Raw genomic sequence first — 20721 nt, forward strand, 5'->3', positions numbered from 1 at the left:
CAATTCCTCCCCGAACAAGCTCGAAAAGGACCTACAAAACCCATCCCGTTTGGCGCATGGCCTCCGCCACCACGATCGCCGCGGTGGCTGCGACGTTGAGCGAGCGGAACCCGTCTCGCATCGGCACCCGCACCCGAAGGTCGACGGCGGCGTGAATGTGGTCCGGCACGCCCGACCCTTCCGAACCCAACACGAACACATCGTCGCGCTCGAACCGTGCCTCGGGCAGGTCGATCGCCCCGGTCGTGGTCAGCAACACCAGCCGCCCGTCCGTCGCGTTCCGGAACGCCGCCCAGTCGGCATGCCGCGCCACCTCGGCCCGGCTCGCATAGTCCATACCCGCGCGCGCCAGCGAGCGGCTGCTCCACGGAAAGCCTGCGGGCTCGATCACGTCGACCGCCACCCCGAAGCATGCCGCGGTGCGCAGAATCGTGCCGACATTTCCCGCGATGTCGGGTTCGTACAAGGCGATGCGCATCCGTCTCCCTCCCGCGGACCGGTCCGTCCCCACAAATGCTGTTGGCAAACCCGCGTGTCCGCGTCTATCAGGCCCGTGCCTTTCGCGGGACCGAAGGGCATCGAAGCGGGCAGTCGCGCGAAAGCACGGCGGGTCCGCTGCAAGGCTTTCCAAGTTCAAGGTAACGGGTCCAGGTGAATGGCGACTGACGCAGACATGGTTCCTCCCGGTGAATCGCCCGAGCCGTTCAACGAGGACGTCCACGATCCCCGCCGCCGTGATTTTATCAACATCGCCGCTGTCGCCTTCGCGGGCGTCGGCGCGGTCGCGATCGTGCTGCCGCTGGTCAACCAGATGAACCCAAGCGCGGACGTGCTGGCGCAATCGACCACGGAGGTCGATGTCAGCAAGATCGAACCCGGGCAGGGCATCGTCACCACCTTCCGCAAACAGCCGCTGTTCGTCCGCAATCTGACGCCGAAGGAAATCGCGGAGGCCAATGCGGTCGACATCGGGTCGCTGCGCGATCCGCAGACGCTCGCCGAACGGACCAAGGCGGGCAAGCAGAACTGGCTCATCACGCTCGGCGTCTGCACCCATCTCGGCTGCATCCCGCTGGGCATCCACGAAGGCGACAATCGCGGCCCGTTCGGCGGATATTTCTGCCCATGCCACGGCTCTGCCTACGACACCGCGGCGCGCATCCGTCAGGGCCCGGCACCGAAGAACCTCTTCGTTCCCGAATACACCTTCAACTCCGACACGACCGTCACGGTCGGCTGAGGCACTTATGAGCTTTCCCTGGGCCAAGCACTACGAGCCGAAGCAGCCGCTGATGCGGTGGCTCGACGAGAAACTGCCGTTGCCGCGCCTCGTCTACAATGCGGTCGGCGCAGGCTATCCGGTACCGCGCAACCTCAACTATTTCTGGAACTTCGGCGTCCTCGCCGGCATGGCGCTGACGCTGCAGATCGTCACCGGGGTCGTGCTGGCGATGCATTTCGCCGCCAACGCCGGCGTCGCCTTCGGCTCGGTCGAAAGCATCATGCGCGACGTCAACGCAGGCTGGTTCCTGCGCTATGCGCACGCGAACGGCGCGTCGATGTTCCTGCTGGTCGTCTACATCCACATCGGCCGCGGCCTGTATTATGGGTCGTACAAGGCGCCGCGCGAGATGGTGTGGCTGCTCGGCGTCGTCATCTTCCTGCTGATGATGGCCACCGCCTTCATGGGCTACGTGCTGCCTTGGGGGCAGATGAGCTTCTGGGGCGCGCAGGTCATCACCGGCTTCTTCTCGGCGATCCCGCTTGTCGGGGAAAGCATCCGCATCTGGCTGCTCGGCGGCTTCGCGCCCGATAACGCCGCGCTCAACCGCTTTTTCTCGCTCCACTATCTGCTGCCGTTCGTGACGATGGGAGTCATCATCCTCCACATCTGGGCGCTGCACATTCCGGGGTCGAACAACCCGACCGGCGTCGACGTCAAGGGCGAGCAGGACACCGTGCCGTTCCACCCCTATTACACCGCGAAGGACGCGGTCGGGGTGGGCGTGTTCATGCTGATCTTCGCCGCCCTCATCTTCTTCTCGCCGAACCTGCTGGGCCACCCGGACAATTACATCGAGGCGAACCCGCTCTCGACGCCTGCGCACATCGTGCCTGAATGGTATTTCCTGCCGTTCTACGCGATCCTGAAGTCGTTCACCGCAGACTTCATCCTGCCCGCCAAGCTGTGGGGCGTGCTAGCGATGTTCGGGTCGATCCTGCTGCTGTTCTTCCTGCCGTGGCTCGATTCGTCGCCGGTCCGCTCGGCGAACTACCGCCCGAAATACCGGGTGTTCCTCATCGTGCTGCTCTTCGACATCCTCCTGCTCGGCTATGTCGGCGGTGCCGAGGCGAATGCGCGCAACGTGATCCTGGGGCAGCTCGCCTCGGCCTATTATTTCGCGCACTTTCTTATCATCCTGCCGCTGGTCGCACGCTCGGAGCGCCCGCGCCCGCTGCCCCATTCGATCACCGAGGCGGTTCTGGGCAAGCACGGCGGCACCAGCCCCGCGCAGACCGCAATGGCGCATTGAGCACGAGCGTTTAGAAAAGTTCGGGGACGAAAGACAAAACATGGTTCGTGCAATCTCCTACCTGATCGGGCTCGCCTTCGTCGGCGTGCTGGCGATCGCGCTGTTCGGCACGGTGAAGACCGCGATCACCGATCCGGCGCCGCCCTCTGCGCAGCATGAGTTCCGCGTCGAGCCGGAGAGCATCGGGCTGGCGTCCGACGGCATGTTCGGCCGTTTCGACCGCCGCCAGGTCCAGCGCGGCTTCCAGGTGTACAAGGAAGTCTGCTCGGCCTGCCACAGCCTAAAGTTCGTGTCGTTCCGCGATCTGCAGAAGATCGGCTATTCGGAGGCCGAGGTGAAGGCGATCGCCAACCAGTGGGCGATCGAGCAGCCGACGGTGAACCCGGAGACCGGCGAGGCGTCGACCCGCAAGAACGTGCCGTCCGATCGCTTTCCCTGGGCGTTCGCCAACGAGACCGCCGCGCGTGCCGCCAACAACAACGCGCTGCCGCCAGACCTCTCGCTGATGGCCAAGGCGCGCGAGGGCGGGGCGAACTATGTCCATGCGCTGCTGCTCGGCTACCGCGACCAGGCAGGTTACAAGAACGAGCACGGCGAGGAATTGCTGAAGAAGTTCCCCGATGCCAAGACGCCGGAAGGATTGTATTTCAATCCGGTCTATCCGAACCTGAACATCGCGATGCCGCCGCCGCTGACCTCCGACGGGCAGGTGGGCTATGCCGACGGCACCAAGGCCACCAAGGACCAGATGGCACGCGACATCTCCGCCTTCCTGATGTGGACCGCCGAGCCGAACCTCGAGGCGCGGCATGGCGCCGGGCTGGCTGCGGTGCTGTTCCTGGTGATCTTCTGCTTCCTGGCATGGGGCGCGTACCAGAACGTGTGGCGCGGGGTGAAGCACTAGGCGCAGCGCAGGCGCAGCCACGCCCCGCCGCCCGCGCAAGCCCGGCCGGCGCAGCATAGCCCGCCACGGATCCCATCAAAGTAATACTTTGAGGGGTGCCCCGGGCGGGTTGCATGCGGCGGGCGCCCCCCGCCGGAACCCACAACACCCGTTCGCGTTATCCGAAGAGCGGCAGCGCGTATCCGCTGCATGCCCCGGGTATGGGAGCGACGACATGATCTCCAGACGCATCGGCGGCCTGTGCGCCGCGGTCGGCTTGGCCCTCGGGCTCGGCGCGTGCACCGACGGTTACGGCTATGGCGGCCTCGAGACGGGGTATGGCAGCGGCTACGGCGACTATTACGGCAACGGATATTACGACAGCGGCTATGGCGGGTACGCGGGCTATTCGCCATCGTACTTCGGCTGGTACGGCGACTATTATTATCCCGGCACCGGCATCTACGTCTACGACAGCTACCGCCGCCCCTACCGCTGGAACAACGCCCAGCAACGCTATTGGAGCGGACAGCAGCGGTATCGCAGTCGCGACTGGAACGGCCAGGGATCGTGGAACGGCTTCTACCGCAACGATCGCGGTGACCGCGGCGGCAACTGGCAGGGTCGCGGCGACGGCAACGATGGCCGCTGGCAGGGTCGCGGTGACGGCCGCGGCCGCGGCGACCGCAACGGTTATGCGCCGGGCGCGCAAGGCTATCGCGGGACGCCGGGCAATCAGGGCTATGGCGGCGGACCGGGAACACAGGGTTACCGCGGCGACCGAGGTACACAGACCGATCGCGGCACCCCTGGCGCCCAGACCTACCGCGGCAACCCCGGTGCGGAAGGCTTTCGCGGGTCTCGCAGCGATGGCGCGCAGGGCTATCGCGGCAATCCCGGCGGCCAAGGGTATCGGGGCCGGAGCGATGGCGGGCAGGGGTTTCGCGGCAATCGTTCCAGCGCAACGCCCACCGGCAATCCGGGAGGCGGTCAGTGGGGCGGCCGCAGCGGCGGCGGCGGACGATCCGCGGCCGCAACGCGGGATACGCCGATCCGCGCGAATTAAGGCGGCAGTATCGTGGCTTCGATGCTGACGCGCCTGGATCGGCGAGTCCGGCAGCGGTTCGATGGGCCATAGCGGCCCGCCGCTGCTGGCGTTTCGCGGCCCCGCCCTCTATGGCGCAGCGCTTTGCGGCACGAAGGACTGAGATGGGTTTCCGCTGTGGTATCGTCGGGCTGCCGAATGTCGGCAAGTCCACGCTGTTCAACGCGCTGACGCAGACCGCGGCGGCGCAGGCGGCGAACTACCCGTTCTGCACGATCGAGCCCAACGTCGGCAACGTTGCGGTCCCTGACGAACGGCTCGATTCGCTGGCCGCCATCGCCAGCGCCGCCAAGATCATCGAAACGCAGCTCGCCTTCGTCGACATCGCCGGGCTGGTCCGCGGCGCGTCGAAGGGGGAGGGGCTCGGCAACCAGTTCCTCGGCAACATTCGCGAGGTCGACGCGATCGTCCACGTGCTGCGCTGCTTCGAGGACGGCGACATCACCCATGTCGAGGGCAAGGTCGATCCGATCGCCGATGCCGAGACGGTCGAGACCGAACTGATGCTCGCCGACCTGGAGAGCCTGGAGAAGCGGGTCCCCAATCTCGCGAAAAAGGCGCAGCAGGGCGACAAGGAGTCCAAGATCGGCGCCGTTGTCCTCGGTCGAGCGCTGGACCTGCTCCGTCGGGGCAAGCCCGCGCGGCTCACCCAGCCGAAGGACGACGAGGAAGCCCGCGTCTTCGCGCAGGCGCAGCTGCTGACCGCCAAGCCGGTGCTCTACGTCTGCAACGTCGACGAGGCGCATGCCGCCGAGGGCAACGACTTTTCCGCGCGGGTTTTCGAGAAGGCGAAGGCCGAGGGCGCGCAGGCGGTTGTCGTGTCGGCGGCGATCGAGGCCGAGATCGCGACGATGGCACCCGAGGATCGCAGCGAGTTCCTGTCCGACCTCGGGCTGTCGGAAACCGGCCTCACCCGCGTGATCCGCGCCGGCTACACCTTGCTCGATCTGCTGACCTTCTTCACCGTCGGTCCCAAAGAGGCACGCGCCTGGACCGTCCACGCGGGCGCCCGTGCGCCGCAAGCTGCGGGCGAGATCCACACCGACTTCGAACGCGGCTTCATCCGTGCCGAGACGATCGCCTTTGCCGATTACGTCGCGTGCAAGGGCGAGAGCGGCGCGCGCGATGCGGGCAAATTGCGGCAGGAAGGCAAGGACTATGTCGTCCACGACGGCGACGTGATGCTGTTCCGCTTCAACGTTTGAAGCGTTTTGGACGGAATCGCATTCTTATATTCCGTTCGCCCTGAGCGAAGTCGAAGGGCATGGTTCCGGGCAATGTGCTTCGACTTCGCTCAGCACGAACGGAGTCGGGGTCGTCCGGTTCGAGAGGTTCGTACTCGAGGTGTCGGCAGCGGAGGTGATTATGCGCAAGGTGACGGCGATCCTCTCGGCTCTGGCGCTGCAGGCATGCGCCTATCCCCACACCCCGCCCGCGCTCGCCCCCGTCACCCGGCCCGCGGGTCCCGCCACCGGCGTGCTGGCGAACACCCAGGCGCGAACGCCGGTCACCATATTGGTATCGATCGACGGCTTTCGCCCGGACTATCTCAATCGCGGCGTGACGCCCGTGCTGAACCGCTTGGCATCCGGCGGCGTGACCGGCCCAATGCGGCCGTCCTTCCCGTCCAAGACCTTCCCCAATCACTGGACGCTCGTGACCGGCGACGTACCCGATCGCCACGGCATCGTTGCGAATACGATGGAGGATGCCGCGCGCCCCGGCGAGACCTTCACGATGGCCACCGACGACCCGTTCTGGTGGAACGCCGCCGAGCCGGTCTGGGTCGCGGCCGAGCGCGCCGGCATCCGCACCGCGACGATGTTGTGGCCCGGCTCCAACGTCGCCTGGGGATCGACCGAAAAGAAGGGCGACCACGGCATTACCGCCGGCGGCACGCGCCCGCAGGATTGGCAGCAGTTCAACGCCAACCTGACGGCACGCCAGCGGGTCGATACCGTGATCGACTGGCTGCGGCGCCCCGCGGCGACCCGCCCCCGGCTGGTGATGCTGTACTTCGACACCGTCGACAGCGCCGGCCACGAATTCGGCCCCGCGGCGCCGCAGACAACCGCCGCGGTCGCTGCCGTCGACACCGCGATCGGATCGCTGGTCGACGGGCTCGCCGGGATCGGCCAGCCCGCCAACCTGGTGATCGTCGCCGACCACGGCATGGCCGCAACCGCGACCGAGCGGACGATCGCGCTCGACGCCATCGCCCCCGCCGCCGACTATCGCGTGATCGAGAGCGGACCTTATGCCACGTTGGTGCCCGCAGCGACCCGCGAAGTCGCGGTCGAACGTGCGATGACCGCGCGGCACCCGCACATGACCTGCTGGCCCAAGCGCGCGATCCCTGCCCGGTTGCACTATGGCACCAACCCACGCGTTCCGCCGATCCTGTGCCTCGCCGAATCTGGCTGGCTGATTCTTAAATCGCCGCCATCGAAGCCGGTCGATCTCGGCAATCACGGCTACGACAACCGCGCGCCCGACATGCGCGCGCTGTTCGTCGCCAACGGCCCCGCCTTCGTGCCGGGCAAGCGCATCGGCGCGTTCGACAACGTCGCCATCTACCCCCTCCTGCGCGACCTCATCGGTCTGCCCCCCGCAACCGGTATCGACGGCACCGACTCGCCCTTTCGCCGTGTGCTGGTGAGGAATCCAGGCTGATGCAGTATTTCGAGGACATCGCGGTCGGCGCGAAGGCGAGCTTCGGCGCGTACGAGGTGACCCGCGAAGACGTAATCGCGTTCGCGAGCAAGTTCGATCCGCAGCCCTTCCATTTGTCCGAGGAGGCCGCCGCGCAGACCCATTTCGGCCGGTTGTCGGCGAGCGGCTGGCATACCTGCGCGATGATGATGGCGATGCTCGTCGCCAATCTGAAGGAGAACCGCCAGGCCGGGCTCGGCTCGCCCGGCATCGACGAGCTGCGCTGGCTGAAACCGGTCTATCCGGGCGACACGCTGCGCGTCGAGAGCGAGGTGCTGGAGGCGCGCGCATCGGCGTCGCGGCCCGAGATGGGCATTTTCAAGAGCCGAGTGACGGTGTTCAACCAGCACGACGTCGCGGTGATGACGCTGATCTCGAACGGGCTGGTCGCGACCCGCCCCAAGGATGCTACCAGCGGTAGTTGAAGCTGACGCTCACCCGCTCGCTCCTGGCGGCATTGGGCATCACCTCGTGGCGGAGCCAGCTCTCCCACAGGAACACGTGGCCCACCGCCGGCTCGGCATAGACGAAGGTGCCGGGGCGTGGCGGCGCCGCCATCAGCATCGGCAGCCGAGGATCCTCCAGCTTGATCGCGCCCGATCCAGGCGGCACTGCGACATAGACCGTCCCCGAAACGACGCTGTGCGGATGCAAATGCCCCGAATGCGTGCCGCCGGGTTTGAGGACGTTGACCCACAGGCTGTCGAGCTTCAGCCGCCTGCCACCGAGCTCAAATCCGCATTCGGCCGCGAAATGCGCGACGTGGCGGTCGAGCGCGCGCTTCAGATCGGCGAACGCCGGATCGCGCTGCGGCAGGTCGTTCAGCGACGCATAGCTGGTATAGCCGCGATAGCCGTTCGCCTTCGACCATTGCCGCCCCGCGACATCGTCGATCGCAAGCTGCCGGATCGACGCGTCGAGATCGCCGACCAGCGCCGCATTCTCCAGCCCCGCCTCGTAGAACAACGTCGCGAACAGCGCCCGCGAACTCATGCGTCCTGCATCCTGAGCGCGACCTCGTTCATGAACCGCACGTCGTCGCCCGCCGCAAGCCACGCCGCCTCCGCGGCCAGCGCGCCGAGCACGTCGGACAGCGGCTCCATCTCCGCCTTCGCGTAATTGCCCAGCACGTGGCCGGTCACCCGGTCCTTGTGCCCGGGATGGCCGATACCGATCCGCACGCGGCGGAAGTCGGGCCCCAGGTGCTGGTCGGTCGATCGCAAGCCGTTGTGCCCCGCGGTGCCACCGCCGCGCTTCACCTTGACCCGGAACGGATCGAGGTCGAGCTCGTCATGGAACACCGTCAGGGCTTCGACGCCCAATTTGTAGAAGCGCAGTGCCTCGCCGATCGAGCGCCCGCTGTCGTTCATGAAGGTCGCGGGCTTGAGCAGCAGCACCTTGTCCGCGCCGATCCGCCCCTCCTGCGTCCATCCCTGAAATTGTTTTTTCACCGCGCCGAAGCCGTGCACGGCCGCGATCGCATCGACCGCCATGAAGCCGACATTGTGGCGATGCATCGCATATTGCCCGCCGGGATTGCCTAGGCCCGCCCAGATCTGCACGTCCAACCTCTCCTGTGCGGCACATCCTAGTCCGTTCGTGCTGAGCGAAGTCGAAGCACAGCCCCAAGCCATGCCTTTCGACTTCGCTCAGGGCGAACGGAAAAGTATGAAACGCAAACGGGCGGGAAAGCCTTCGCCTCCCGCCCGTCCGAAATCACGACAACGAAGGAATCAGCCCTCCGCCGTACCCTCGCCCTCCGCGGACGCGGTCGCCGCGGTCTCGGCGACTTCGGCATCCGCCGCATCGTCCGCGGTGGTCGGCACCGTCGGGGGCACGATCGTCGCGATCGCGAAATCGCGGTCGTCGATCGCGGGCTTGGCGCCGTTCGGCAGCGTCACGTCCGAAATGTGGATCGCCGCACCGATCTCCAGGCCCTTGAGTGAGATCACGATCTCGCCCGGGATGTCGGCCGCATCGACCACGATCTCGATCTCATGGCGCGTGATGTTGAGCACGCCGCCCTGCGCGATGCCGCGGCATTCGTCCTCGTCCGCGAATACGATCGGCACCGCGACGGTGACGGTCGAATGCTCGCCGATGCGCAGGAAGTCGACGTGGATCGGACGGTCGGTCACCGGGTGGAACGCCACGTCCTTGGGCAGCGTCCGCATGCCGCCGACCATCACGACGGTGTTCATGAAGTGCCCGGTCGACAGCGCCTTGCGCAGCGCCTTCTCCTCGAGGTGAACCGCTGTAGGGTCCTGATTCTGGCCGTAGATCACGGCAGGCACGCGGCCATCACGACGCAGCGCCCGGGAGGCTCCCTTGCCAACCCGGTCGCGCGTCTCGGCTGCGAGCGTCAAAAGGTCGCTCATTGCATTCTCCGAATTGCGCTAGTGTTCGTGAAACTTCCGCCACGCCTCCAGGGATGACCATGAACGGAAGCGGGCGCGCATAGCGGAAGGGGAGGGGGAAGGCAACCAACTCCCTCTCCCACTGGGAGAGGGAAGGGGCCCGCTGCCGCAGGCAGTGGGAAGGGTGAGGGTGACGGCTCGATCACCCTCACCCTTCCGGCGCTGCGCGCCTCCCTCCCTCTCCCGGTGGGAGAGGGAATTCAGTACCGAACCCGCGTCACCCTGATCCCATCCCTACCCAGCACCGCCAGCACGCTCTGCGCCCCCGCGAGATGCCCCGCACCCACCGCCACGAACACCGTACCCGGCCGGGCCAACCGCGCCTCGACCCAATTCGCCCAGCGCGCGTTACGGTCGGTCAGCAACACCTTGGCCACCTCGGGCGAGTCCTTCAGGTCGGCGTTCATCTGCTCGGCCAGCGCCTCGGGCTTGCCCGCCGCCCAGTCGCGCACCATCGTCGCCATCGTGCTGCCAACGCTCGGCAACTCGTCCACGGTCGAGGTCAGGAACTGCACCTGCGCCGCCTGCGAAAGTCCCGCGAAATAGCCGATCTGCTGCTCGGCGGTCTCCAGCCCGATCACCGGCTTGCCCGCCGCCTTGGCCGCATCCGCGATCGCGGTTTCCGGCCCGTTGGCGGGATCGTAGCCGAGCTTCTCCAGCGGCAGCAGCGACAGGTTGGTCGCCGCGAACCACGGCCGCATTCGGTCGAACGCGGTCGCTGGCAGCCCCAGACCGACCACCGCCTTGGTGTACGCCGCGCGCTTGTCCGCGGGCAATTGCTCGGTCAGCGTCGGGCCCGCCGCGCTCACCCCCTTGCTCATCACCAGCGCCTGCATCGCGGCGGGCTCGGGCATCACCAGCTCGAGCACGACCTCGTCCGACCGGTCGAACGCCGCGCGCACTGCCTCGTCGAACCACGTCAGTCCGGGTTTGAGGACATGGATCGTCCCGAACAGATAGACGGTGGTGTCCTTGTCCTTGACCACCCACAAAGCCGGATCGGCGTCGTTCGCCGCCCGCTTCGGCGGCTCCTTGGCGCAGGCAGGCAGCGCCAGCAGCAGCGCCAGCGCGCCGAAAGTCGATTTCACGATCACCCTCATGCCTGAACTCCTCGGGCCGGGCGATAGCCGCTCGCGCCCGCCCGCGCCACGCGCTTGACCGCCCCGGACCCATCCGCCAAAGCCCCGCCCGTAATGCCCGGCATGTCTTTCCAGAGAATGATCCTCACGCTCCACGACTATTGGAGCGCAAACGGCTGCGTCATATTGCAGCCGTACGACATGGAGATGGGCGCCGGCACCTTCCACCCGGCCACCACGCTGCGCGCGCTCGGCCCCGACACGTGGAACGCCGCCTTCGTCCAGCCCTGCCGCCGGCCGACCGACGGGCGCTATGGCGAGAATCCCAACCGGCTCCAGCATTACTACCAATACCAGGTCATCCTGAAACCGTCGCCCGGCGACCTTCAGGACCTTTACCTCGCCAGCCTGGCGGCGATCGGCGTCGACATGACGCTGCACGACATCCGCTTTGTCGAGGACGATTGGGAATCGCCGACGCTCGGCGCTTGGGGCCTGGGCTGGGAAGTCTGGTGCGATGGCATGGAAGTGACGCAGTTCACTTACTTCCAGCAGATGGGCGGCTTCGACATGAAGCCGGTCGCGGGCGAGCTGACCTACGGCCTCGAACGCCTCGCGATGTACATCCAGGACGTCGACAACGTGTACGATCTGCGCTTCGATGAGCGCGGCACCAGCTATGGCGACGTTTTCCTCGAAAACGAGCGCCAGATGTCGAAATGGAATTTCGAGGTCGCCGACACCGACACGCTGTTCGACGCCTTCCGCAAGCACGTCGCCGAATGCGAGAACTCGCTGGAGGCCAAGCTCCCGATCCCAGCCTACGAACAGGCGATCAAGGCCAGCCACGTCTTCAACCTCCTCCAGGCTCGCGGCGTCATCTCGGTCGCCGAACGCCAGGCCTACATGGGCCGCGTCCGCGACCTGGCGAAGGGCGCGTGCGGGGCGTGGATGGCGCATAACGGGTGGGCGGCGTGATCTCCCTCTCCCTTCGGGAGACGGAAGGGGCCCGCCGCGCCAGCGGTGGGAAGGGTGAGGGCGATCGGCTCGTCACCCTCACCCTCACCCTCCCGCAGCTTCGCTGCTCCTTCCCTCTCCCGGAGGGAGAGGGACAGTGACCGACTTCCTCCTCGAACTCCGCTCCGAAGAAATCCCCGCGCGCATGCAGGCCAAGGCGCGCGACGACCTCGCCCGCCTGTTCGCCGCCGAGCTCGCCAAGGCCGGGATCGTCGCAGGCGAAGTCGTCACCTACGCCACGCCCCGCCGTCTCGCGCTGATCGCCCGCGATCTGCCGGACGCGACCGAGGCGGTGTCCGAAGAGATCAAGGGCCCCAAGACCGCCGCCCCCCCCCAAGCGCTCGAAGGCTTCCTCCGCAAAACCGGCCTTACCCGCGAGCAACTGACCGAACGCGACGGTATCCTTTTCGCGGTCACCCAAAAACCCGGCCGCGCCACCGCCGACGTGCTCGCCGAGGCCATCCCCGCGATCGTCCGCGCCTTTCCCTGGCCGAAGTCGATGCGCTGGGGCACCGCCTCCACCAGCACCGAAAGCCCGCGCTGGGTCCGTCCGCTGCAAGGCATCGTCGCGCTGTTCGGCGACGAGATCGTGCCCTGCGAGATCGCGGGCGTGGCCAGCGGCGCGGCGACGCTCGGCCACCGTTTCCACCACCCCGGCGTCATCACGATCGGCAGCGCCCACGACTATGTCGAGAAGCTCCGCGCCTGCCACGTCGTCGTCGACCAGGACGAACGCGCCACCCTCATCCGCGATCGCGCCCACGCGTTGGCACATGAGGCCGGCCTCCTATTGGTCGAAGACGAAGGCCTCGTCGCCGAGAACGCCGGCCTCACCGAATGGCCGGTGCCCCTGCTCGGCCGCTTCGGCCGAGCCTTCCTCGACGTCCCCCCCGAAGTGATCCAGCTCACCGCCCGCGTGAACCAGAAGTATTTCGTCTGCCGGGACGGCGCGGGGCGGTTGGCCAACGCCTTCATCTGCACCGCCAACATCGACGCCACCGACGGCGGCACCAAGATCGTCGACGGCAACCGCAAGGTCCTCGCCGCGCGCCTGTCCGACGCCAAGTTCTTCTACGACACCGACCTCAAGGTGCTGCTCGAGCAGCAGGCGAACAAGCTGTCGAAGATCGTCTTCCACGAAAAGCTCGGCACGCTCGCCGATAAGGTCGATCGCGTCGCGAAGCTGGCGCGCTGGCTGGTGGAAGAGGGTATCGTCAAATCCTCCCCCACAGGGGGAGGGGGACCGCCGCCGAAGGCGGTGGTGGAGGGGGCTGCGCCAAGCGGATCGCCCGCGGCAAGCCCCCTCCACCAACCAGCGGATGGTCCCCCACCCCCACCGGGGGAGGATTTGGCAAACCTCGCCCACCGCGCCGCCCTCCTCTGCAAGGCCGACCTCGTCACCGGCATGGTCGGCGAGTTCCCCGAACTGCAGGGCCTGATGGGCGGCTATTACGCGCTCGCGCAGGGCGAAGACCCCCAGGTCGCCGAAGCGATCCGCGACCATTACAAGCCGGTCGGGCAGGGGGACGACGTCCCGACCGCGCCGGTGACCGTGGCGGTGTCGCTGGCGGACAAGCTTGATACGATTTGCAGCTTCTTCCGAGTTGATATTAGGCCATCGGGATCCAGAGACCCATTCGCGCTTCGACGCGCGGCACTCGGCTTTATCAACCTTGTGCTCGTGAACGACCTTCGACTGCCACTGTTTGTGTTCGTAGCTCAAGAGGTTGGCGGCAACTTGGTTGATGCGGTCCTGAACGCCGCTGACGAACGTCTTGAAAGCGTGGCGTCTGAGGTGGCCACCATGTCCCCCAACTTTGAACATCTTCCCCGTTTGATCGACGCGTTGCGCGTCGCCGGGCGGGACTCTGCCGTTGAGCAATTCGCAAAAGCTGCGGCATCGGTTGCCGAGCGTGTTTACGCAGTCATCGACTTCTTCGCCGACCGCCTCAAGGTCCAGCAACGCGAAGCGGGCGTCCGCCACGACCTGATCGACGCGGTGTTCGCGCTCGGGGGCGAGGACGATCTCGTTCGTCTTCTCGCCCGCGTCCATGCGCTGCAGGCGTTCGTCGGCACCGAGGACGGGGCGAACCTCCTCGCCGGGTACAAGCGCGCGGCGAATATCCTGAAGAAGGAGGGATGGACCAATACCCCTCTCCCCCCGGGAGAGGGGCAAGGCGCGCCAGCGCCGCGGGGTGAGGGTGAGTGGGATGCCGCCGACGTCGGTCACCCTCACCCTTCCGCGACTGCGTCGCTCCCTCCTTCTCCCACAAGGAGAGAAGGAAATACTCTGTCCTACACGCCCGAACCCTGCGAAGCCGCGCTCCACGCCGCGCTCGACTCGGCCGAACCCGCCGCCGCGCGCGCAGTCGCGGTGGAGGATTTCGAAGCGGCGATGGCGGCGCTCGCTTCGTTGCGGGCACCGATCGATGCGTTCTTTGACAGCGTGACCGTCAACGACCCCGACGCGGCCAAGCGCCAGAGCCGCCTCGCGCTGCTCGCCCGCGTCCGCGCCGCGGTCCACACTGTCGCCGATTTCTCGCGGATCGAGGGCTGATCTTCTCGCGAAACCACGTGACCTTCGTTACCTTCGCGCAGGTCTTGCTCCGTCATCCTTCGTGCTGCAATGCACAACATACGAATGTATCGAGAGGGCGCACATGGCGACGACAGCACCGCAAGCCGACACCCGCTACGTCTACCGTTTCGGCGGCGGCGTCTCCGATGGCGGCAAAGGCGACCGCAACCTGCTCGGCGGCAAGGGCGCGAACCTGGCCGAGATGGCGTCGATCGGCCTGCCCGTGCCCCCCGGCTTCACCGTCTCCACCGCAATGTGCGCGCGCTATTACGACGAGGGTGGCCAGTTCCCGCAGAGCCTGCGCGACGAGGTCGCTAGCGGCCTGGCCCATATCGAGCAGGTCACCGGCAAGACGTTCGGCGACGCGTCGGACCCGCTCCTCGTCTCGGTCCGCTCGGGCGCGCGCGCGTCGATGCCCGGCATGATGGACACCGTCCTCAACCTCGGCCTCAACGACCGGACCGTCGAAGGCCTCGCCGCCGCATCGGGCGACGCCCGCTTCGCCTGGGACAGCTATCGCCGCTTCATCCAGATGTACGCCGACGTCGTTCTCGAGCTCGACCACGGCGCGTTCGAGGAGGCGCTGGAGGTCGCCAAGGAGGACCGCGGCTTCACCCTCGACACCGAACTCTCCGCCGACGACCTCCGTGCGCTCGTCGCCGAGTACAAGACGCTGGTGCAGCAGCAGTGGAACAAGCCGTTCCCGCAGGACGTCCACGACCAGCTCTGGGGCGCGATCGGCGCGGTGTTCGGATCGTGGCAGTCGGACCGTGCGAAAGTCTACCGTCGTCTTAACGACATCCCGGCAAGCTGGGGCACCGCGGTCAACGTCCAGGCGATGGTGTTCGGCAACATGGGCGAGACCTCGGCGACCGGCGTCGCCTTCACCCGCGATCCTGCCAAGGGCGACCGCGCCTATTACGGCGAGTTCCTGATCAACGCGCAGGGCGAGGACGTCGTCGCGGGCATCCGCACCCCCCAATACCTCACGCGCGCGGCTCGGGAAGAAGCAGGGGCCAAGCCGCTGTCGATGGAAGAGGCGCTGCCTGAGGTGTACGCCGAACTCGCCGCGGTATTCGACCGGCTCGAAACCCACTACCGCGACATGCAGGACATCGAGTTCACCGTCCAGCAGGGCAAGCTCTGGATGCTCCAGACCCGCTCGGGCAAGCGCACTGCCAAGGCCGCGCTGAAGATCGCGGTCGACATGGCGAGCGAGGGCCTGATCACCCGCGACGAGGCGATCGGCCGCGTCGACCCAATGGCGCTAGACCAATTGCTCCACCCGACGCTCGACCCGAAGGCGAAGCGCGACGTCCTGACCAAAGGCCTGCCCGCATCACCCGGCGCGGCCTCGGGCACCGTCGTCTTCGACGCCGATACCGCCGAGAAGCGAGCCGCCGCGGGCGAATCGGTGATCCTCGTCCGCACCGAAACCTCGCCTGAGGACATCCACGGCATGCACGCCGCCAAGGGCATCCTCACCGCGCGCGGCGGCATGACCAGCCACGCCGCGGTCGTCGCACGCGGCATGGGCCGCCCGTGCGTCTCGGGCGCGGGCACGCTGTCGATCGACGCCAAGGCCAAGGTGATGCGCTGTGCCGGGCGCGAGTTGCGCGAAGGCGACACGCTGACCATCGACGGCACGACAGGCGAAGTGATGGTCGGCGAGGTCGCCACCGTCCTCCCCGAGCTGTCGGGCGATTTCGGCACCCTGATGGAATGGGCCGACGCGGTCCGCCGCCTCAAGGTCCGCGCCAATGCCGAGACCCCGCTCGACTGCCGCACCGCGCGCGATTTCGGCGCGGAGGGCGTCGGCCTGTGCCGCACCGAGCACATGTTTTTCGAATCGACTCGCATCACCGCGGTCCGCCAGATGATCCTCGCCGAAGACGAAGCGGGCCGCCGCGCCGCGCTGGAACGGCTCCTTCCCGAACAGCGCAAGGATTTTGCCGAGATTTTCGAGGTCATGGCGGGCCTGCCCGTCACCATCCGCCTCCTCGACCCGCCGCTGCATGAATTCCTGCCCCACCAGGATTCCGAATTCGCCGAAGTCGCCGCCGCCGCCGGAATCGACGTCGACACCCTCAAGCGCCGCGCCGAGGCGCTCCACGAATTCAACCCCATGCTCGGCCACCGCGGCTGCCGCCTGGGCGTGACCTATCCCGAAATCTACGAGATCCAGGCGCGCGCGATCTTCGAAGCCGCGATCCAGGTTGCGGAGACATCGGGCAACGCCCCGATCCCCGAAGTGATGATCCCGCTGGTCGCCACCCGCCGCGAGCTCGAGCTGATGAAGGCGGTCGTCGACGAGGCCGCACAAGCGGTGTTCGCCGACAAGGGCCGCGAGATCGAGTATCTGGTCGGCACGATGATCGAACTCCCGCGCGCCGCGCTCAAGGCGGGCGAGATCGCCGAGGTCGGCGAGTTCTTCTCCTTCGGCACCAATGACCTGACCCAGACGACGCTCGGCGTAAGCCGCGACGACGCTGCGCGCTTCCTGGGCGTGTACGTCGAACGGGGCATCTACGCGCGTGATCCGTTCGTCAGCATCGACGTCGAGGGTGTCGGCGAGCTGATCGAGCTCGCGGTCGAACGCGGCCGCAAGGCCCGCCCCGACATCAAGCTCGGCATCTGCGGCGAGCACGGCGGCGATCCGGCCAGCATCGCCTTCTGCGAGAAGATCGGCCTCGATTACGTCAGCGCCTCGCCCTACCGCGTCCCCATCGCACGGCTCGCGGCGGCGCAGGCGGCTTTGAAATAGTCCCTCTCCCTGCGGGAGAGGGAGGGAGCGGCGAAGCCGCGGAAGGGTGAGGACGACGCTGGCGGTCCGCACCCACCCTCACCGGGCGCCGCTACGCGGCTTGCCCCTCTCCTGGAGGGAAAGGGTAGGAATTCACCGCCCGGCGCGATCGCCCCAGTCGAACCAACCACGCCGCTCGCCCGCAGCATGGGCGGGCCGCGCGGCCGTGCTCGCGGTCGGACGCATGACGACCCGCTCGCCGGTCGCCAGACCGGGCTGCACCGCCACCCGCTCGCGCGGCGCGATCGTCTGTGCGGTCACCGGCGCCGCCTGAGCCAGTCGCGCATTCTCGCGCTCCAACTCGGCGATCCGCGCGCGTGCGTCGGCCAGCGCAGTGTCGTGGCCGGTGCGCGTGTCGGTCAGCCGCGCGTCGGTTTCGCTCCGATAACGCGCGTTGGCATCGCGCTCGGCGGCGTAGCGCGCCTTCCATTTGCGTCCGCCGGGATGGCTCGCCAGCCCGAACAACCACCCAGCGATCAGAACCAGCGCAAGGATCAGCCACTGCGTCGGCGTGAAGAAGAGCATCGCATATTCTCCTGTTACGGAGCGACAACGATCCGCCCGCGCCGCGGTTGCGTCACCCGGTCAGCAGCGCATCCTTGATCGAGCAGGCGGCGGGGCCGAGAATGACGACGAACAGCACCGGCAGGATGAAGCAGATCAGCGGCACCGTCATGATCGCCGGCAGCCGCGCGGCCTTTTCCTCGGCGCGCATCCTCCGCTCGTTGCGAAATTCGGCCGATAGCACCCGCAGCGCGGAGGCAAGCGGCGTGCCGTATTTCTCGGTCTGGATCATCGTCGTGACGACCCCCTTCACCGCATCCAGGTCGACCCGCATCGCCAGATTCTCGAACGCCGCGCGCCGCTCGGTCAGGAAGCCCAGCTCGATCGCGGTCAGCGTGAACTCGTCGCCCAGCTCGGGGTATGCCCGCCCCAGCTCGCGCGCGACCCGGTGAAACGCCGCGTCGACGGTCAGCCCCGCCTCGGCGCAGATAACCAGCAGGTCGAGCGCGTCGGGCAGGCCCTTGCGGATCGCGTGAGACCGCTTCGTAATCTTGTTCTTGAGGAACATGTCGGGCGCCTTGTACGCGCCGATGAAGCTGACCGCGACCAGGCCATAGCGCTTCAGCGGCGTCCACGTCGCGAAACCGTCGGTGCCGTAGACCCAGTAGAGCATGATCCCGCCGATGACGATCGGCAGCACCATGCGCCCGAAGATCACCGCGACCGCCCATTCCTTGGACCGGATCCCCGCCTGCATCAGCTTGCGCTGCGCGGCTTTCAGCTGCTCGTCCTGAAGCACCTTCATCGACGACAGCACGCCGCGCATCTTGTCGGCGGTGTCGTTCTTCTGGACCAGCTTGGCACGGCGCTTGGTCGATGCGGTGATGCCGGCCTTCAACTGCTCGCGGCGATCGTTGAGCGCCTTGACGCGCTTGGCCATCGGATCGCGCACCGTTGTCGCCGCATAGATCGCGGTCATTACTGCAAACGCCGCGACGCCCGCCAGCAGCGTCGCCACCCAGAGCACGTCGACCCCCAGGATCGTCGGACCAGCCGTCTCGCCCATCGTCTCGTCCTCAGATTTCGAAGTTGATCATCTTGGCCATGATGAAGGCGCCGACCCCCATCCACACCAGGCCGCCGGCGCCCGTGACCATCAGCCGTTCGTCGGTGAAGAACTTCTGCATGTAGCTGGTGTTGATGAACCAGATCATGATGAAGACGATGAAGGGCAGCGATCCGATGATGTAGGCCGACGCCTTCGATTCCGACGACATCGCCTTGATCTTCAGCTTCATCTGCCCACGCATGCGCAGCACGTTGGCAAGGTTAGCGAGCGTCTCGGCCAGGTTGCCGCCGGTCTCGCGCTGGATCGCGATGGTGATGACAAAGAACTGGAATTCGGGCGTGCCGAGCCGATCGGCGGTTTCCTGCAGCGCGGCGTCCATCGTCCGGCCGATCTTCATCTTGTCGGCGACGGTACGGAACTCGTCGCCGACCGGGCCGCTCAGCTCGTGTCCGACGACGCCGATCGTTTCGCTGATCGGCAGGCCGGAGCGCAGGCCGCGGACGAGCAGCTCGATCGCGTCGGGAAACTTGGCGGTGAATTGCGCGATCCGCCGCTTGATGAAATAGCCCACCCCCATGTGCGGCAGCCCGAGTCCGATCAGCAGCCCGACGAACAGCGCCAGCAGCACGGGCGCACCCTTGAGCAGCAGCAGCGCGGCGATGACGATCGCCAGCCCGGCGCTCACCAGCCCGTATTTGCCGACCGTCCAGTCCTTGCCGGTCATCGCCAGCCGCTTGGCCAGCAACGCGCGGTTGGGCAGGATTCGGCCGAATACGGTATCCATCTTGGTCGCGCGCGACTGAGTAATGCGGCGCAGCTGCGCGTCGACCTTATCGGTCGCCGCACCCGAATGGCGCACCCGCACCGACGACAGCCGCCGGGCCTGCGCGCGCTGAGGGGAGGGGCCGGCGAACGCGAACGCCAGCATCCCCAGCACCATCAGCGCGCCGGTCGACAACACCATTATCGGCAGCAGGTCCATCGCGCGTGGCTCCTAGTTGGTCTTGGGCGCGCGCTTGGCCATCAACCCCTTGAGGTCGAACTTGCCAAGCAACGAGGTGCCGGACTTGGTCTTGCCCTTCGCGGGCGCCGCCTCGGCGGTGGCATCCGCAGCACCTGCCAGCCGCCGCGCAAGGTCGACGATCGGGGCCACGGTCTTGGCGTTCTTGCCCGCCTCGGCCAGCGGCTTGCCGAGCTTGGCCGCAGTGGCCGCCAGCTTCTGGTCGAACGGCACCAGCAGGTCGATCTTGCGCTCGATCGAGCCTTCGAAATCCTTGCGCGCGATCTCGATCTGGCCGCCTGCATGAACCTTGTTCGCGACAACAAAGACCTGGGTCTGCGGCGCGTTCGACTTCAGCCACGACAGCAGGCGAATGGTGTCGCGTGCGGACGCCAGCGTGAACTCGGTCACCAGCACCGCCAGCTGGACGTCGCTGATCAAATGCGGGTGCTGGACCAGCATCGCGCGCGGCAGGTCGACGATCGTGCATTCGAACGCCGCGCGCATCTCCTCCTGCAACTGGTAGAAAGCGGCGCCGTCGGTCATCAGCGGCGCATTGATCGGCGCCTCGGCGCTGAGCACCGCCAGCTTCTCCGATGCCTTGACCATCGCGCGTTCGATGAACAGCCCGTCGATCCGGCTCGGATTCTCGATCGCATCGGTCAGCCCGCGCCCCGGCTCGATATCGAGCGCCAGTGCACCGGTGCCGAAATGGATGTCGAGATCGAGCAAGGCGGTCGATCGCCCCTCCTTCTCCGCCAGCAGCCACGCCAGCGAGGTCGCGACCGTGGACGCGCCGACGCCGCCGCGCGTGCCGATGATCGCGGTCGAGCAATGCGGGCGTTCCACCGACGCATCGACCAGCTTGGGCGCATTGAGCATCGCCTGCGCGTGCGTGAAGGAATCGCGCAGCATGTCGGGCGACAACGGCTTGAGCAGGTAATCCTGAATGCCGCTGGCGACTAGGTCGCGGTACAGCCGGACGTCGTTGACCTGCCCGCTGGCGATCACCACCGTGCC

At 67.0% G+C, this 20721-nt stretch carries 19 protein-coding genes; 10 read left to right on the forward strand and 9 right to left on the reverse strand.

The window, feature by feature from the left end:
• Positions 1-31 precede the first annotated feature (31 nt).
• Positions 32-478, reverse strand: coding sequence for a tRNA (cytidine(34)-2'-O)-methyltransferase (locus ACE5C1_RS15995; RefSeq protein WP_374945065.1), 447 nt, complete (start codon positions 476-478; stop codon positions 32-34).
• Between the two features lie 177 nt (positions 479-655).
• On the opposite strand from ACE5C1_RS15995, the gene petA reads away from it, so the two are divergent.
• From petA to ACE5C1_RS16030, 7 genes are all read left to right on the forward strand, one after another.
• The gene (petA, locus tag ACE5C1_RS16000; RefSeq protein WP_374945066.1) at positions 656-1240 is read left to right on the forward strand and encodes a ubiquinol-cytochrome c reductase iron-sulfur subunit; all 585 of its coding nucleotides are present in this window, start codon (positions 656-658) and stop codon (positions 1238-1240) included.
• A gap of 7 nt (positions 1241-1247) precedes the next feature.
• Positions 1248-2534 carry a cytochrome bc complex cytochrome b subunit gene (locus tag ACE5C1_RS16005; RefSeq protein WP_374945067.1) on the forward strand — a complete coding sequence of 429 codons (1287 nt, stop codon included), beginning with the start codon at positions 1248-1250 and terminating at the stop codon, positions 2532-2534.
• Between the two features lie 40 nt (positions 2535-2574).
• A complete protein-coding gene (locus tag ACE5C1_RS16010) occupies positions 2575-3438 on the forward strand; it encodes a cytochrome c1 (protein WP_374945068.1) in 864 nt (287 codons plus the stop codon).
• A gap of 214 nt (positions 3439-3652) precedes the next feature.
• Positions 3653-4483 carry a hypothetical protein gene (locus ACE5C1_RS16015; protein WP_374945069.1) on the forward strand — a complete coding sequence of 277 codons (831 nt, stop codon included), beginning with the start codon at positions 3653-3655 and terminating at the stop codon, positions 4481-4483.
• A 143-nt stretch (positions 4484-4626) separates the two neighbouring features.
• Positions 4627-5727 (forward strand): redox-regulated ATPase YchF, encoded by a 1101-nt coding sequence (gene ychF, locus ACE5C1_RS16020; protein WP_374945070.1) that lies wholly within the window; start codon positions 4627-4629, stop codon positions 5725-5727.
• A gap of 160 nt (positions 5728-5887) precedes the next feature.
• Positions 5888-7195, forward strand: a complete 1308-nt coding sequence (locus tag ACE5C1_RS16025) for an ectonucleotide pyrophosphatase/phosphodiesterase (protein WP_374945071.1) — start codon at positions 5888-5890, stop codon at positions 7193-7195.
• The gene (locus tag ACE5C1_RS16030) at positions 7195-7659 is read left to right on the forward strand and encodes a MaoC family dehydratase (RefSeq protein WP_374945072.1); all 465 of its coding nucleotides are present in this window, start codon (positions 7195-7197) and stop codon (positions 7657-7659) included. Before ACE5C1_RS16025 ends, ACE5C1_RS16030 begins: the two co-directional genes overlap by 1 nt.
• On the opposite strand, the gene ACE5C1_RS16035 is transcribed toward ACE5C1_RS16030, so the two are convergent.
• The 4 genes from ACE5C1_RS16035 to ACE5C1_RS16050 form a co-directional block, all read right to left on the reverse strand.
• The gene (locus ACE5C1_RS16035) at positions 7643-8227 is read right to left on the reverse strand and encodes a TIGR02466 family protein (RefSeq protein ID WP_374945073.1); all 585 of its coding nucleotides are present in this window, start codon (positions 8225-8227) and stop codon (positions 7643-7645) included. The genes ACE5C1_RS16030 and ACE5C1_RS16035 overlap by 17 nt on opposite strands.
• Positions 8224-8796, reverse strand: coding sequence for an aminoacyl-tRNA hydrolase (gene pth, locus ACE5C1_RS16040; RefSeq protein ID WP_374945074.1), 573 nt, complete (start codon positions 8794-8796; stop codon positions 8224-8226). The genes ACE5C1_RS16035 and pth overlap by 4 nt, the downstream gene beginning before the upstream one ends.
• 171 nt (positions 8797-8967) lie before the next feature.
• Entirely contained in the window at positions 8968-9612 is a 645-nt protein-coding gene (locus ACE5C1_RS16045; protein WP_374945075.1) for a 50S ribosomal protein L25/general stress protein Ctc, read from the reverse strand.
• Between the two features lie 239 nt (positions 9613-9851).
• Positions 9852-10751, reverse strand: coding sequence for a TraB/GumN family protein (locus ACE5C1_RS16050; protein WP_374945076.1), 900 nt, complete (start codon positions 10749-10751; stop codon positions 9852-9854).
• Between the two features lie 117 nt (positions 10752-10868).
• Between ACE5C1_RS16050 and ACE5C1_RS16055 the strand changes: the two genes are divergently transcribed.
• From ACE5C1_RS16055 to ppdK, 3 genes are all read left to right on the forward strand, one after another.
• Positions 10869-11708: a glycine--tRNA ligase subunit alpha gene (locus tag ACE5C1_RS16055; RefSeq protein WP_374945077.1), complete on the forward strand. Its 840-nt coding sequence runs from the start codon at positions 10869-10871 to the stop codon at positions 11706-11708.
• 136 nt (positions 11709-11844) lie between these two features.
• Positions 11845-14304 (forward strand): glycine--tRNA ligase subunit beta, encoded by a 2460-nt coding sequence (glyS, locus tag ACE5C1_RS16060; protein WP_374945078.1) that lies wholly within the window; start codon positions 11845-11847, stop codon positions 14302-14304.
• A gap of 103 nt (positions 14305-14407) precedes the next feature.
• Positions 14408-17089, forward strand: coding sequence for a pyruvate, phosphate dikinase (gene ppdK / locus ACE5C1_RS16065; RefSeq protein ID WP_374945079.1), 2682 nt, complete (start codon positions 14408-14410; stop codon positions 17087-17089).
• Positions 17090-17221: 132 nt separating this feature from the next.
• Here the strand turns inward: ppdK and ACE5C1_RS16070 are convergent, their stop codons facing one another.
• The 4 genes from ACE5C1_RS16070 to ACE5C1_RS16085 all read right to left on the reverse strand — a co-directional run.
• On the reverse strand, positions 17222-17653 hold the full coding sequence (locus ACE5C1_RS16070) for a hypothetical protein (protein ID WP_374945080.1): 432 nt from the start codon (positions 17651-17653) through the stop codon (positions 17222-17224).
• Positions 17654-17705: 52 nt separating this feature from the next.
• Complete coding sequence (locus ACE5C1_RS16075; RefSeq protein WP_374945081.1) at positions 17706-18698, reverse strand: type II secretion system F family protein; 993 nt, start codon at positions 18696-18698, stop codon at positions 17706-17708.
• Positions 18699-18708: 10 nt separating this feature from the next.
• A complete protein-coding gene (locus ACE5C1_RS16080) occupies positions 18709-19683 on the reverse strand; it encodes a type II secretion system F family protein (protein WP_374945082.1) in 975 nt (324 codons plus the stop codon).
• 12 nt (positions 19684-19695) lie between these two features.
• Positions 19696-20721: CpaE family protein (locus tag ACE5C1_RS16085; RefSeq protein ID WP_374945083.1), on the reverse strand; the 1026-nt coding region annotated here is incomplete at its 5' end.

This window comes from Sphingomonas sp., assembly GCF_964263785.1.
Taxonomy (GTDB): Bacteria; Pseudomonadota; Alphaproteobacteria; order Sphingomonadales; family Sphingomonadaceae; genus Sphingomonas.